Here is a 14,168-nt window from a genome sequence, read left to right on the forward strand (position 1 = left end):
CTACTGGCTCAAGCGGCGAAGGCGGGCGACCACTGCGGAGCGGCGGTGGTCGGCGGCCGGCAGGTCTGCCTCCAGCGCCTCGAACACCTCGAGATCCTCGGACCCGGTGGATGTCTGCGCGAACCGCCAGAGCAGCTCCGCATCACCCGACTCCAGTACTGCGCCGCGCAACGTCGCGTCGAGCTCAGCTCGTTCCGCGCGCAGGGCCGGCGCATCGGACCGCTCGAGCAACGGCCCGGAGTACAGCTCCATCGCCTTGACCAGCTCACCGGCCCGCACAGCGGTCTGTACTTCGGTGACGTCGCTGGTCACGTCCGCGACGATCCGGTACGGCTTGGTATCGAGGATGCCCACCCCGAGCAGGTTCCTCAGTCGATGCATCTCGGCTCGAACCGTCGTCGGGTTGCCCTCGTCGCCATAGAGCTGGAGCATCAACTGCTCCGCGGTGAGCCCGGCCGGGTGGAGCAACAGCAACGCGAGCACCTCCGCCCGGCGGAGAGTAAGGACGAGGTCCCGTCCGTGGACCACCGCAATCGGCTGGCCCGCGCCGAGGAGCTTCAGCCGCAGGGACGGGCGCGAACGTCGTAGGGAACCGGGAATGCGCAACAGGTAGCCCTCGTCGAGTTGCTCGACGACGGCTTCGCGCCCATCGCCCAGCTCGACCCGATCGACGCCTGCGGAGACGTCCAGCCGGTCGGGCAACCAGGCGAGCGGTTGGACGGCCAGCACCCGGCCGGTCGGGGTCAGCAGGGCGCCGGGCGAGTCCCCGAGGGCGGTGAGGTGGCGCATGTTGCGGGCGCGCAACTGCTCATCGGCGGCGGCCATCCGGACCCGCAGCTGCCCCTCGGCCAACTGGGCCGCGGCTGTCACCAACGCCATCATCGCGGGATGGACAGTGCGCAGCGGGCCGGAGACGTCGACCGCGCCGATCAGCTTGCCGGTGTCCGGATCGTGCACTGGAGCGGCGGCGCACGTCCACGCGTGGATCCGGCGGACCAGGTGTTCGGCTGAGTGGATCTGCACCGGCTGGTCAGCGGCGAGCGCGGTCCCCATGCCGTTGGTGCCGATGGCGTCCTCGGACCAGAGCGCCCCTTCGGACAGCGCGATGCGGTCGGCCTGCCGGCGGACGTCGGCGGCGCCTTCGCGCCAGAGGATCAGCCCCTGCGCGTCAGTGATGATCATGATGTGGGACGCCTCGTCCGCGATGGTGGTCAGCGTCTGCCGGAGGATCGGCAACACTGCCCGGAGCGGATGGTTCTCCCGCAGCGATTCGAGCAGCTCCGTCGTGACCACCACCGGCGGTGCGTCCAGCTCGGGGTCGACCGAGGCCGCGAGCGAACGCTGCCACGACTCGGCGACCAGCGGGCGCGGCAGACCCGGCGCCCGGCCTCCGCCACCGAGCACCTCGTCGTACAGCTCGCTGAGCCGGCGCGCATGCTCCGGTCCGTCCACGCCTCAGCCTTGCCCGGATCTTCTCGGCATTCAAGTGCGGAGAGTGATGCAACGTCCGTGCAACGTCACCCGGCCTAGGTTGCGGTCACCGCCAAACCCACTGGAGGATCGATGACGATCTATGCAGCTCCCGGGCAAGAAGGCAGCCCGGTCGAGTTCAAGTCGCGCTATGACCACTACATCGGCGGTGAATGGGTGCCGCCGGCCAAGGGCGGCTACTTCGAGAACCCGACGCCGGTGACCGGTGAGAACTTCACCGAGATCGCGCGCGGTACCGCCGACGACGTGGAACGTGCCCTCGACGCGGCGCACGGGGCAGCGCCCGGTTGGGGTCGTACCTCGTCGGCCGAGCGCGCCAACATCCTGAACAAGATCGCGGACCGGATCGAGGACAACCTCGAACTGCTCGCGGTCGCGGAGACCTGGGACAACGGCAAGGCCGTCCGCGAGACGCTGGCCGCGGACCTGCCGCTGGCGATCGACCACTTCCGGTATTTCGCCGGCGCGCTGCGGGCCCAGGAGGGCTCGATCTCGATGGTCGACGAGGACACCGTCGCCTACCATTTCCACGAGCCGCTCGGCGTGGTCGCCCAGATCATCCCGTGGAACTTCCCGATCCTGATGGCCACCTGGAAGCTGGCTCCCGCGCTCGCGGCCGGCAACGCCGTCGTACTGAAGCCGGCCGAGCAGACGCCCGCCTCGATCCACGTGCTGATGGAGCTGATCGGCGACCTGATCCCGCCGGGCGTGCTGAACATCGTCAACGGGTTCGGCGTCGAGGCCGGCAAACCGCTGGCCTCCAGCAACCGAGTTGCCAAGGTCGCGTTCACTGGTGAGACCACGACCGGCCGGCTGATCATGCAGTACGCCTCGGAGAACATCATCCCGGTGACTCTTGAGCTCGGCGGCAAGAGCCCGAACATCTTCTTCGACGACGTCGCCTCGAGCCGGGACGACTTCTACGACAAGGCGCTCGAGGGCTTCACCATGTTCGCGCTGAACCAGGGCGAGGTCTGCACCTGCCCGTCACGCGCACTGATCCAGTCCGGCATCTACGACGACTTCCTCCGTGACGCCACCGCCCGCACCCAGGCGGTCAAGCAGGGCGACCCGCTCGACACCGACACGATGATGGGCGCACAGGCGAGCAACGACCAGTACGAGAAGATCCTGTCCTACATCGACATCGGCAAGGCCGAGGGCGCCAAGGTGATCACCGGCGGCGAGAAGGCCGACCTCGGTGGCAACCTGAGTGGCGGCTACTACGTCCAGCCGACCATCTTCGAGGGCGACAACAAGATGCGGATCTTCCAGGAGGAGATCTTCGGGCCGGTCGTCTCGGTGACGAAGTTCGACGACTACGCGGACGCGATGAAGATCGCCAACGACACCCTCTACGGGCTCGGCGCGGGCGTCTGGTCGCGCGACATCAACACCGCCTACCGCGCAGGCCGTGAGATCCAGGCCGGCCGCGTCTGGACGAACTGCTACCACGCCTACCCGGCGCACGCGGCCTTCGGTGGCTACAAGAACTCCGGCATCGGCCGCGAGAACCACAAGATGATGCTCGACCACTACCAGCAGACCAAGAACATGCTGGTCAGCTACTCGCCCAACAAGCTCGGCTTCTTCTAGACCCCGCTGATGGTCGACCGGGTTTCGTTCACGGAGGAGGCGGCGGAGTTGCTCCGCCGCCTCACCGAGCTGCACGGACCGCTGATGTTCCACCAGTCCGGTGGTTGCTGCGACGGCAGCTCACCGATGTGCTACCCCGACGGGGAGTTCAGGACCGGTGCGGCGGACATGCAGCTGGGTGATCTGGACGTCGACGGGCTGGACAAGCCGGTGGCGTTCTGGATGTCGAAGAACCAGTTCGAGTACTGGAAGCACACGCACCTGACGGTCGACGTCGTCAAAGGCCGCGGCAGCGGCTTCTCGGTGGAGGCGCCCGAGGGCGTCCGCTTCCTGATCCGCTCCCGCCTCTTCACCGACTCCGAGACCGCTGACCTGGGTCTCCTCTGAATCCTCATGCAGGCGCGGCGCTCACCGGACAGGGCGCCTCGCCTGCGTGAACCATGCGGGTGCCGACCGTCCGGCGGCGTTGCCGGACGGCCGGCACTCTTCATTTCCGGCTGCCCGACTCAAACCTCACCCGTTCGCGAGGTAGTCCTGCAGATCGGCGAGGTCGAGATGTTGTGGTCGAGGACCGCGGTGTAGATGTCGGTGCCGCCGACGGCATCCGGGTAGCCGCCGGCGGAGCTTCGTACCGGAGTACGGCGTTGACTCCATGACCTGATAGGCCTCGGCCTGTCAGGGGTCGGTCCGGAAAAGGCAGGGGGAATCCTTCAGTTCCCGCCGATCCCCGGATCTGACCGTCACGAAGGGAAAAACCGCTGGCCGGCAGGCACTTGCGGCCCGGGACCCATGACATTTGTCAGGCTTCGGATCGCTGGATTCAGGGGGTCTGACGGGCGCACGATTTCGAACACCAATCACGCCGGTTCCGCCCCGACCGAGATGACCGGAGCGGGCCAGCCCGGCACCGCGCGAACCGGCTGGGACGGCCCGACCGGCCCCGGTACGCCGAACGGCGCCAGCGCCTTCTGATCGGCACGCAACGGACGGGCTCGATCGGGCTCGTCCGTTGCGCCCACAGATCAGCTGACCACGCCGAGGGTGAGCAGGATGTTGGCGTAGAGGCGTTGTTCGCCGGTCGCGACAGCGACGGCTAGCTCCGGGCCGCGCGCGGCGGCGTAGAAATCAGCACGCGCCAAAGGCTGCAGCGGAGTCGACGTCAGCAGTTCGCGGAACCGACCGTAGATGTCGGGCTCCTCCCCGGTCTCCGTCGCCATCACCCTGACCGACTCGACCGGTACTACGCCCAGCAACGTCTCCAGGACGTCGTCAACCGGGATCTGTCCGGGCCGCAGGTTGAGCCAGATGGTCTCGGCGGTCGGTGATACCGCGGTGGCGTAGGGGTAGTTGCCATCGGCCAGCAGTACGACGGAACCGTGGCCGGCCCGGGCCAAAGCCCCCAGCAGCGGCGGATGGATCAACGGGAAACGCAGCACCAGCGGCCTCCTGCAGGCTCAGGTCAGGGTCGTCCCAGGGTAGGTCCAACCCAGCCCCGTCGCGGGCGACCAGCGCTCCTGTGAGACACACGCCGACACTCCTCGCATCCGGAGTACTGCTGAGCGCGACGACTATGCTGTCGCTCGCAGTACTCGTGCATTCACGAAGGACAACCCTCGTCTCTGCGTGATTCCGCGGATTTCCCTTCCCCGAGCGGAGAACCGCCCTTAAGGTCGCTCCCGGACGGATCGTTGAGGGCGATCCGCGCAGACAACTCCATGGAGCATTTCTGTGACGACATCACGCAGAGGGCGGGGGCTCCTGGCAGTCACCGCTGTCTCGGCCACCACAGTGCTGGCACTGACCGCCACCGGTGCGCTGGCTGCGCCGAGCGCCAAGCCGGCACCCGACGCAAGCAAGCAATCCGGCAAGCCCACCGAGCAGACCGGCGCCAAGGAACGCAAGGGCAACTACGACGCGCGGACGCCCAGCAACAAGGTCGACTACGCGAACGCCGCCAAGACGATGGCGAAGCAGGGCACCGCCCAGGCGAAGTACCGCGACTCGCTCGGCTCCCAGGCCCTCGTCTCGGTCGACCAGGTCACCGGTACGCCGAAGCAGGTCGCGAAGCTGAACGGCTTCCTCACCGGCCGGAGCAACAAGCCCGCCGCGAAGGTGGCTCTGGACTACATCCGGGCCCATCCGGAGATCTTCCACCTGTCCGAGAAGGACCTGCAGACGCTCCAGCTCCGCAAGGACTACAAGGACGTCATCGGCACCCATCACGTTTCCTGGGAGCAGGTCGTCAACGGCGTCCCGCTGTTCGGCAACGGCCTGCAGGCCAACGTCACCAAGCGGGGTGAGCTGATCTCGATCCAGGGCTCGCCGGTAGCTGGTCTGAACGGCCTGGCCGCGGCCCGCACCGCCGGCCCGGCCGTCTCCGCGGACTCGGCCCGCACCCGCGCCGCCGACGATGTCGGCGGCAAGGCGAAGGCCGTCAGCGGCACCACCAAGGGTTCGGTGAAGAACTGGACCAACGGCGACCAGGCCAAGCTTGTCTGGTTCTACACCGCCGACGGGCTGCGCAAGGGCTGGGCGACGTACACCCAGGCCGGCGACTCCCTCAACTACACGCACGTGGTCGACGCAGAGTCGGGAGCGGTGCTGTATCGCCGGGACCTGACCGACGAGGCCAACGGCGACGCGCTGGTGCAGGACAACTACCCGGGCGCACCGCGCGGTGGCCAGCAGAAGGTCGTCAACCTCTTCCAGAAGGGTTACCTCCAGAAGGGGGCGACCACGCTGGACGGCACCTCGGTGGTCGCGTTCGCCGATGTCAACGACGACAACGTCGCCAACAGCGGTGAGACCGTGAAGGTGCCCGGCACCAAGAGCGGCGCGGAGTACGTGCTCAAGTCCTTCCCGACCTCGAGCACGTTCTGCTCCGCGTCGTTCATCTGCACCTGGGACCCGGCCAAGCCGGACTCCTGGAAGACGAACATGAAGCAGGACACCACCAACGCGTTCTACCTGGCCAGCAACTTCCACAACTGGCTGCTGAAGTCCCCGATCGGCTTCACCCCGGCCGCGGGCAACTTCGAGGCCAAGGGCGGCGACCCGGTCAGCCTCAACGCGCTCGACGGTGCCGCCACCGCCGCGAACGGCGGCCCGGACGGCAACCACGTCGACAACGCGAACATGAACACCCCGCCCGACGGCCTGTCGCCCAGGATGCAGATGTACCTGTGGCACTTCCCGGGTACCGACGACGCGACCGAGCCGTGGGTCCCGTCCAGCGGCGCGAACGACGCCAGCATCCTGTACCACGAGTACACCCACGGTCTGTCCAACCGCCTGGTGGTCGACGCCTCCGGCAACTCGACCCTGAACAGCATCCAGGCCGGTTCGATGGGTGAGGCGTGGAGCGACTTCTACGCGATGGACTACCTGGTCACCAACGGCCTCGAGAAGGACACGGCCAAGGACGGCGAGGTCCTCGAGGGCAAGTACGTCGCCGCCGGCCAGCTGTTCCGGACGCAGGCGATCGACTGCTCCGTCGGGTCGACCGCGTCGACCTGCGTCGGCATCGACGGATCCCAGGGCGGCTACACCTACGGCGACTTCCCGACCATCGGCGGCGCACCCGAGGTGCACTCCTCCGGTGAGGTCTGGGCGCAGACGCTGTGGGACATCCGCAAGAAGCTCGGACACAGCCGCGCACTGATGGACATCACCCGTGCGATGGAGCTGTCCCCGGCCGACCCGTCGATGCTCGACATGCGCAACGCCATCCTGCAGGCCGACCTGGTCGCCTTCGGTGGCGTGAACCAGAAGGCGCTGTGGAAGATCTTCGCCGACCGCGGCATGGGCTGGTTCGCAGGGGCCACCAACGCCGGCGACTCGCTGCCGGCCGAGGACTTCCACATCCCGCCGACCGGCAAGACCGCCTCGCTGACGGGCTCCGTCATCGACAAGGACACCAACGCCCCGGTCAACGGCGCGCTCGTCTTCGTCGCCGGGCACGACTCCGGCTTCGTCGGCGACTACACCGCGGTGACGAACGCCCAGGGCAAGTACACGATCTCGGGCGTCTTCCCCGGCACCTACCCGAAGTTCGTGCTCGCCGGCAACGGTTACGAGATCCTCAACCAGCCCGTCACCGTCGCCGCCAACGGGACCACCGCCAACTTCGCACCCCGCCGCAACTGGGCCTCGGCCTCGGGCGGCGGTGCGGTGAAGGCCTTCAACGGTCCGGACTTCAGCCCGCAGTGTGGGCCGGGCTTCGCCATCGACGGCGTCCAGGGGTCCGGCTGGGGCAGCACCACCGGTGACAACGCCGGCACCCCGACGAACGTGATGATCCCCAAGCACGTCGACATCGCGCTGCCGGCGGCCGTCACGGTGACGAAGTTCTCGGTCGATCCGTCCAACACCTGTGGTGACCCGGGCAGCTCCTCGACCGGTCAGTACCGGATCGAGACCTCGGCCGACGGCGTCACCTGGGCGACCGCTCAGGAGGGCACCTTCACTGCTGCCAACCGGGGCAAGTACACCGAGCTCACCCCGAGCGGCAACGCGACCGGTGTGAAGTTCGTGCGGTTCACGATGCTCAGCCCGCAGGTCCCCGACTTCGCGAACAACTGCCCCGCCGGCGCCTTCGGCGGTTGCAGGTTCACCGACATGTCGGAACTGCAGGTCTTCGGCACCAAGTAACAAACCCCTCACCGAAGGGCCGGCCGAGCTTCTCGGCCGGCCCTTCGTCATGCGGTTCGCCGAGAGTGAGACAGGACACGCTGGCGTGACGAGGCTGACACCGACATGACTGACCGGTAACCAACCAATAACATCGCTGGTATGCAGATCCTCGCCATCGTCGTCTCGCTCGCGATCGCCCTCGTCGGGATCGCGCTGTTCGGCCGGACGATCGGGCACATGGTGTCCGTCATCAAGCTCGGCCAGCCGGCCAGCCGCACCGACAACCCTGGGCAGCGCACGGTCACGCTGGCCAAGGAATCACTGCTGCACACACGCATGCTGCAGTGGAGCCACATCGGCGTACTGCACTGGTTTGTCGCGTTCGGCTTCATCGGGCTGTTCCTCAGCCTGGTGACGGCGTTCGGCCAACTGTTCGACGCGCACTGGGTGCTGCCGGTGATCGGCCACTGGTTCGTGTTCGAGTGGGTCAGCGAGTTCCTCACCTGGACCGGGCTGATCTCGATCATCGGCTTGATCGCGATCCGGCTGCGTAACCTCCCCAAGGGCGAGAAGGCCCGCTACAGCAGGTTCTTCGGATCCCGCGCCTGGCAGGCGTACTACGTCGAGTACACGATCCTCGGCGTACTGGTCTGCATCCTGTTGCTGCGAGGTCTGGAGTACGAGCTGGGCGAGGCGTCCAAGTTCCACTTCCCCACCACGTTCTTCATCGGCGACGCCCTCTTCGGCGGTTTGGGCGAGCACGGTCTGGAGAACGCCATCTACCTGGTCGCGATGATCAAGATCCTGATCTCGTTCGCGTGGATGATCACCATCTCTCTGAACGCCACGATGGGGGTGGCCTGGCACCGGTTCACCGCCTGGCCGAACATCTGGTTCAAGCGGAAGGCCGACGGCGGTACGGCGCTCGGCGCCCTGCAGCCGATCATGATCAAGGGCGAGCCGATCGACTTCGAGAACATCGAGGAGCTCGACGAGGACGCCGCGCTCGGGGTCGGCAAGGTCGAGGACTTCACCTGGAAGGGCCTGCTCGACTTCACCACCTGCACCGAGTGCGGGCGGTGCCAGTCGCAGTGCCCAGCATGGAACACCGACAAGCCGCTGTCTCCGAAGCTGGTGGTGATGAATCTGCGCGAGCACGCGTACGCCAAAGCGCCGTACCTGCTGGCCTCTTCCGACGACGAGCGCAAGTCGCTGCCGGAGCTGGTGCTGGCCGAGCAGGAGCGGCCGCTGGTCGGATCGGCCGACGTGGCGGTGATCGACGAGGACGCGCTGTGGGCCTGTACTTCGTGCGGCGCGTGCGTGCAGCAGTGCCCGGTCGACATCGAGCACGTGGACGCGATCATGGACATGCGCCGCTACCAGGTGCTGATCGAGTCGTCCTTCCCGTCCGAGCTGAACGGACTTTTCAAGGGCCTGGAGAACAAGGGCAATCCGTGGAACATGAACCCGTCCGGCCGGATGGACTGGGCCAAGGACCTGCCGTTCGAGGTCAAACAAGTCGGCAGCGATGTGGAGACGCTGGCCGAGGTCGAGTACCTGTTCTGGGTGGGGTGCGCGGGCGCCTTCGAGGATCGGGCGAAGAAAACCACCCAGGCTGTCGCCGAGTTGCTCAACATCGCCGGCGTCTCCTTCGCGGTACTGGGCGACGGCGAGACCTGCACCGGTGACCCGGCCCGGCGCGCCGGCAACGAGTTCGTGTTCCAGCAGCTGGCGATGCAGAACGCCGAGGTGTTCAAGGAGACCGGCGCGAAGAAGGTCGTCTCCACCTGCGCGCACTGCTTCAACACCTTGAAGAACGAGTACTCCCAGCTCGGTGTCGAGCTCGACGTCATCCACCACACGCAACTGCTGAACCGCCTGGTCCGCGAGGGCAAGCTGACCCCGGTCGCCCCGGCCGACAGCGCGCTCAACGGCCAGAAGATCACCTACCACGACCCGTGCTACCTCGGCCGCCACAACCAGGTGTACGACGCGCCGCGCGAACTGCTCGAGGTGATTCCCGGCGCCGAGTTCGCCGAGATGCCGCGGAACCAGACCAAGTCGTTCTGCTGCGGCGCGGGTGGTGCACGGATGTGGATGGAGGAGAAGATCGGCACCCGGATCAACCTGAACCGGACCGACGAGGCGGTCGCCACCGGCGCCGACAAGATCGCGACCGGCTGTCCGTTCTGCCGGGTGATGCTGTCCGACGGCCTGACCGCCAAGCAGGCCGACGGCTCCGCCCGCGAATCCGTCGAGGTCGCCGACGTCGCCCAACTCCTCCTGACCTCGGTCAAACGCACCAGCTGAGGTCTCCACCATTCCTTGCGTCCGAAGAGCCGGGGGTCCTGCCCCTCGGTTCTTCGGACGCAAGGATTCTGCAGGTTGCTGCAAAATCCCTTCCCGCGCAGGGGATCCGGGCCGTAGGATCCGACGGCTTGGTCCAATGGGAGGGAAACATCGTGAGGTTCCGCACTCGGGTGGCGGCTGTTACCGCCACCCTGCCGCTCGTACTGGGGGTCGCCGCCTGTGGTGGCGGGCAGAAGCAGGCCGCCACCGACCTGCCGGCCGCTACCCCATCAGCCACCGCCTCGACGACGACCGCCGCGCCGCCGAAGGCAGTAGCCCAACCGGCCGCCCATCTGAGTACGGCGAGCTTCCTGCCGGCGATGAAGACGGGCATGGCCGGGAAGAACTCGGTCCGGGTGAACATGCGGATGGTAGTCGCCGGTGAGGCGATGACCGTCACCGGCGTGCAGACGATGAAGCCCGTCGCCATGCAGATCGACCTGAACGGCGCGGCCTTCGGCGGCCGGATGAAGATGATCCTCGTCAAGGACACGCTGTACCTGTCGATGAAGGGCGTCCCGGCCGGCAAATTCGTCAAGGTCGACACCAAGGACTCCGCCGACCCGATGGCGGCGAGTCTCGGGTCGGTGCTGAAGGAAGTCGACCCGAGTAAGACGTTCGGTGCGTTCGACGCGGGCGTGAAGAACGCCAAGTACATCCGCACCGAGACGGTCGACGGTCGCAAGGTCGACCGCTACGACGTCACGGTCGACATGGCGGCCGCACTGAAGGCCAAGGGCCAGAAGGTGACCGCCGGCATGCCGAAGACGCTCGTCTACACGGTCTGGATGGGGTCGGCCGACCACCTGACGTACAAGGTCACCTTCGAGCTGGCGGGCGTCAGCATGACGATGAACGCCAGCGACTGGGGCAAGCCCGTCACCATCAAGGCACCGCCGGCCAGCAAGATCGTCACCCGCTGAGCTGCCTGCTGTCTGCCTGCTTCCGACTTCGGACGTCAATGCTCAGTGCAGGTAGGAGGCGCCGTTGAAGTCGAGGACGGCGCCGGAGGACCAGCTCGCCTCGGGGGATGCGAGCCAGACGACGGCGGCAGCCACCTCCTGGGCGGTAGCAACCCGGTTGAACGGGCTCTGAGCGCGGATCGCGTCGCCGCCCGGGCCGCCCAGGACCTGTTCGGCCATATCGGTGGCGATGAATCCGGGCGCGATTGACGTCACGGTGATGTCATGCGGCGCCAGCGAAACCGCCATCGACTGCCCGAAGGCGTGCAACCCGGCCTTCGACGCGCCGTACGCCGGCACGTCAGGCTCTCCGCGGTAGGCCCCGCGCGACCCGACGTTGACGATCGCGCCTCTCTTGGCGCCATCCGCGGGGTCGACCTCGAGCATCTGCCGGGCAACGCACCAGGTCAGATGTGCCGCGCCTTCCAGATTCACCGCCAGCGTACGGCGCCACGCGGCCACCCAGTCGTCGTACGACGTCTCGGTGAGCGAATGCCCGAGCCGCCTCGACCCGGCGACGGGCTCATCCACGAAAAGCGCCGCGTTGTTCACCAGTACGTCGATCCGTCCGAGCGCGGCGGCTGATTCCTCAACCAGGGAAGGGATTGCGGCCGGATCGCCGAGATCGCCGACCAGGACCGCGTGCCCCTCGCCAGGCAGTTCCGCCTGCACGGCGCGGGCCTTGTCGACCGCGCCACGACAGTGCAGCACGACCCGATCCCCGGCCGCGGCGAAGGCCTTCGCCACCTCTGCCCCGACACCTCGCGACGCACCCGTGACGAGCACCCCTCTGGACATCCGCGACTTCCTCTCGATCGACTGCCCTCATTCTGCCCTGAGGCCTTCGGGTCACGGCGGACTGTCCACGGCAGCCATGACGGCACCAAGACAACACGGTGACATCACCAGGGGTTGACAATGACGTCACGATGACGTCATAGTTGGCGTCATGGAACTAGATCACTATCTCGAGTCGGTCCGCCGTAGCGTGGAGAACGCCACCGCGTTGGCCGACGACCAAACTCGCTCCGTGGCCCAGCGCCTCGGAGCCACGCTGGATGACGCAGGCCGCCTGGCCCTCATCTCAGCCCTGTCCGACGCCGCCGGAGAGATCAGCCGCGAGCTGTCGCCCGGTTCGGTGGAGCTCCGGATGGCCGGCGGCCGTCCCGAGTTCGTGGTCACGCCGGCCCCGAGCCAGCTGACCAGCCACGATGACGACGACGACCTGGACGACCTGGACGACCAAGCAGACGAGGCGGTGGCCGACGAACCGGCGCCGGACGCCGACGAGCCGACGGCGCGGATCACGCTGCGGCTGCCGATGTCGGTGAAGAACAAGGTGGACGAAGCCGCCGCGGCCGAGGGCATCTCCTCGAATGCGTGGCTGATGCGCACCGTGATGACCGCGCTGACCGGCGACCGCGGCCGCCGCGGCCCCCGACGCCCGCCGCGCGCTCCCCGGGGTGGCATCTTCGGCCCCGAGGGACCGCTCGGACCGGACGGCCCGCTCGGACCCGATGGTGTCTTCGGCCCGGACGGTGTGTTCGGTCCCGACGGACCCTTCGGACCCGACGGTGTGTTCGGCGAAGGATCACGCCGCGGTGACCGACGGGGCGAGCGTGGCCGCGACCGCGACCGCGGGCATCGCCGGGGCGGACGTGGCCCGGGCCAGCAGATGACGGGGTGGGCCCAGTGAGCTTCAAGGACGAACTGACCGACGACATCGACCGCGTCAGGATCGAGATCGGCTCCGGCCTGGTGGAGATCGTGCCCGGCGACGGCGACAAGACCCAGGTCAGCCTGGATGTCGACAGCGGCGACGAGCAGGACGTGGTCTTCGAGGTCGCCAACGGCGAACTGATCGTCGAGGGCCCCAAGAACATCCGCCGCGGTCCGGAGATCCGGGTCCGGATCCAGACCCCGGTCGAGCTGTCGACCCGGATCAAGACCGGCTCGGGTGACATTTCGGCCCGGGCAGCGCTGGGCGAGTCCCGGCTGTCGACGGGTTCCGGCGACATCCGGCTCGACCGGGTGGAAGGTGCCCTGGCAGCGAACACCGGCAGCGGTGACGTCCGGGTCCAGCACGCCGCCGGCACAGTCCGGGCGAGTACCGGGTCCGGCTCCATCGACCTCACCGAGGCGGGCGGGGCCGCCGCATTGAGCACCGGCTCGGGGGATGTGCGGATCGGTGACGCCTTCGGTCCGACCACGGTCAAGGTCGGCTCGGGTGACATCACCATCGAGCGGATCCGGGACCACTCGGTCGCCACCTCCGGTTCGGGCGACGTCCGGGTCGAGATCGCCGACGGGCCCAGCGTCCGGGCGGAGACCGCCCGCGGCGACGTGCAGATCGGCGTACCGGACGGCGTGCCGACGTATCTCGACCTGAAGACGGTCACCGGGCAGATCCGCTGCGACCTCGAGCCCGGCGAGAGGCCGGCCGAGGGCGAACGCTCGCTGATGCTGCGGGCCCGCACCGTCTCCGGCGACATCACCGTCGTCCGGGTCTGAACCACCACCACAGTCAACGGGGACCAGTGAGGGGAGAAAGTCGATGATCACCGAACACCAAGAGGTAGCGCGTTATCGAGTCGCCGAACAGCTTCGCAACGCCGAGGCGCACGCCATGCTCAGGGAGGACCGGGCCGCTCGTCGAGCGGCCCGGCAGGGAGGCCCTCGACACGAATTGGCCGGAGCACTCCGGCGACTCGCCGACCGGCTCGAGCCGCAGCCACGACACCGCCGTACCGGTCTGTCCGTCGTCCGCTGAGGTGGCACCGGCACCGACGGGCCTGCTGGTTTGCAAGGTGTTGCAACGAATGGGTCTTGTAACACCGAGGACCTGGTGACACTGCTAGCGTTCGAGCCGTCACGCTGGGCGACCTGCGGAAAGGCCAAGATGTTGCGTCAGTTGATCACCGCGACCGCCGCAGCCGCACTGGCAGGCTGCAGCGGCGGTGACGACAAGCAGTCCGACCCGAGCTCGAGTGACTCACCTCGGGGAGAGATTCGATCTTGCCGACGGCAAGCCGGTGTCGGAGAAAACCAACGACACAGCCGGACCCGGTCGTCGGCATCCCGCAGGTCTTGGAAAGTCGTCGGCTTACCTTCTCCAGAAGGCGCTTCAAGCGAGTGATG

Annotated in this window: 10 protein-coding genes; 7 read left to right on the forward strand and 3 right to left on the reverse strand. The window is 67.5% G+C overall.

Annotated elements, in window-relative coordinates:
* Nucleotides 1-1,452 carry a GAF domain-containing protein gene (locus ABD210_RS14110; protein ID WP_344111703.1) on the reverse strand — a complete coding sequence of 484 codons (1,452 nt, stop codon included), beginning with the start codon at nt 1,450-1,452 and terminating at the stop codon, nt 1-3.
* Nucleotides 1,453-1,563: 111 nt separating this feature from the next.
* Between ABD210_RS14110 and adh the strand changes: the two genes are divergently transcribed.
* Nucleotides 1,564-3,087 carry an aldehyde dehydrogenase gene (adh, locus tag ABD210_RS14115; protein ID WP_344111704.1) on the forward strand — a complete coding sequence of 508 codons (1,524 nt, stop codon included), beginning with the start codon at nt 1,564-1,566 and terminating at the stop codon, nt 3,085-3,087.
* Nucleotides 3,088-3,096: 9 nt separating this feature from the next.
* A complete protein-coding gene (locus ABD210_RS14120; protein ID WP_344111706.1) occupies nt 3,097-3,474 on the forward strand; it encodes a DUF779 domain-containing protein in 378 nt (125 codons plus the stop codon).
* 635 nt (nt 3,475-4,109) lie between these two features.
* On the opposite strand, the gene ABD210_RS14125 is transcribed toward ABD210_RS14120, so the two are convergent.
* A complete protein-coding gene (locus ABD210_RS14125) occupies nt 4,110-4,523 on the reverse strand; it encodes an RbsD/FucU family protein (protein WP_344111708.1) in 414 nt (137 codons plus the stop codon).
* Between the two features lie 292 nt (nt 4,524-4,815).
* Here ABD210_RS14125 and ABD210_RS14130 point away from each other — a divergent pair, with 292 nt between their 5' ends.
* The 3 genes from ABD210_RS14130 to ABD210_RS14140 all read left to right on the forward strand — a co-directional run bounded on the left by ABD210_RS14130 (nt 4,816) and on the right by ABD210_RS14140 (nt 10,991).
* Nucleotides 4,816-7,737: a M36 family metallopeptidase gene (locus ABD210_RS14130; protein WP_344111710.1), complete on the forward strand. Its 2,922-nt coding sequence runs from the start codon at nt 4,816-4,818 to the stop codon at nt 7,735-7,737.
* A gap of 141 nt (nt 7,738-7,878) precedes the next feature.
* Complete coding sequence (locus ABD210_RS14135) at nt 7,879-10,029, forward strand: (Fe-S)-binding protein (protein ID WP_344111711.1); 2,151 nt, start codon at nt 7,879-7,881, stop codon at nt 10,027-10,029.
* A gap of 152 nt (nt 10,030-10,181) precedes the next feature.
* Nucleotides 10,182-10,991 (forward strand): SCO4651 family lipoprotein, encoded by an 810-nt coding sequence (locus ABD210_RS14140; protein ID WP_344111713.1) that lies wholly within the window; start codon nt 10,182-10,184, stop codon nt 10,989-10,991.
* A 42-nt stretch (nt 10,992-11,033) separates the two neighbouring features.
* Here ABD210_RS14140 and ABD210_RS14145 read toward each other — a convergent pair whose 3' ends face one another.
* Nucleotides 11,034-11,828 carry an SDR family NAD(P)-dependent oxidoreductase gene (locus ABD210_RS14145; RefSeq protein ID WP_344111714.1) on the reverse strand — a complete coding sequence of 265 codons (795 nt, stop codon included), beginning with the start codon at nt 11,826-11,828 and terminating at the stop codon, nt 11,034-11,036.
* 151 nt (nt 11,829-11,979) lie between these two features.
* On the opposite strand from ABD210_RS14145, the gene ABD210_RS14150 reads away from it, so the two are divergent.
* Nucleotides 11,980-12,726, forward strand: a complete 747-nt coding sequence (locus ABD210_RS14150) for a hypothetical protein (RefSeq protein ID WP_344111715.1) — start codon at nt 11,980-11,982, stop codon at nt 12,724-12,726.
* Nucleotides 12,723-13,541 carry a DUF4097 family beta strand repeat-containing protein gene (locus ABD210_RS14155; protein WP_344111717.1) on the forward strand — a complete coding sequence of 273 codons (819 nt, stop codon included), beginning with the start codon at nt 12,723-12,725 and terminating at the stop codon, nt 13,539-13,541. The genes ABD210_RS14150 and ABD210_RS14155 overlap by 4 nt, the downstream gene beginning before the upstream one ends.
* The last annotated feature ends 627 nt before the right edge of the window (nt 13,542-14,168 follow it).

It is taken from the genome of Kribbella alba (genome assembly GCF_039529635.1).
Lineage (GTDB): Bacteria > Actinomycetota > Actinomycetes > Propionibacteriales > Kribbellaceae > Kribbella > Kribbella alba.

Coding starts and splice junctions, on each gene's coding strand:
- adh (WP_344111704.1), top strand. CDS start 1,564: ATGACGATCTATGCAGCTCCCGGGCAAGAAGGCAGCCCGGTCGAGTTC.
- ABD210_RS14120 (WP_344111706.1), top strand. CDS start 3,097: ATGGTCGACCGGGTTTCGTTCACGGAGGAGGCGGCGGAGTTGCTCCGC.
- ABD210_RS14135 (WP_344111711.1), top strand. CDS start 7,879: ATGCAGATCCTCGCCATCGTCGTCTCGCTCGCGATCGCCCTCGTCGGG.
- ABD210_RS14145 (WP_344111714.1), bottom strand. CDS start 11,828: ATGTCCAGAGGGGTGCTCGTCACGGGTGCGTCGCGAGGTGTCGGGGCA.
- ABD210_RS14150 (WP_344111715.1), top strand. CDS start 11,980: ATGGAACTAGATCACTATCTCGAGTCGGTCCGCCGTAGCGTGGAGAAC.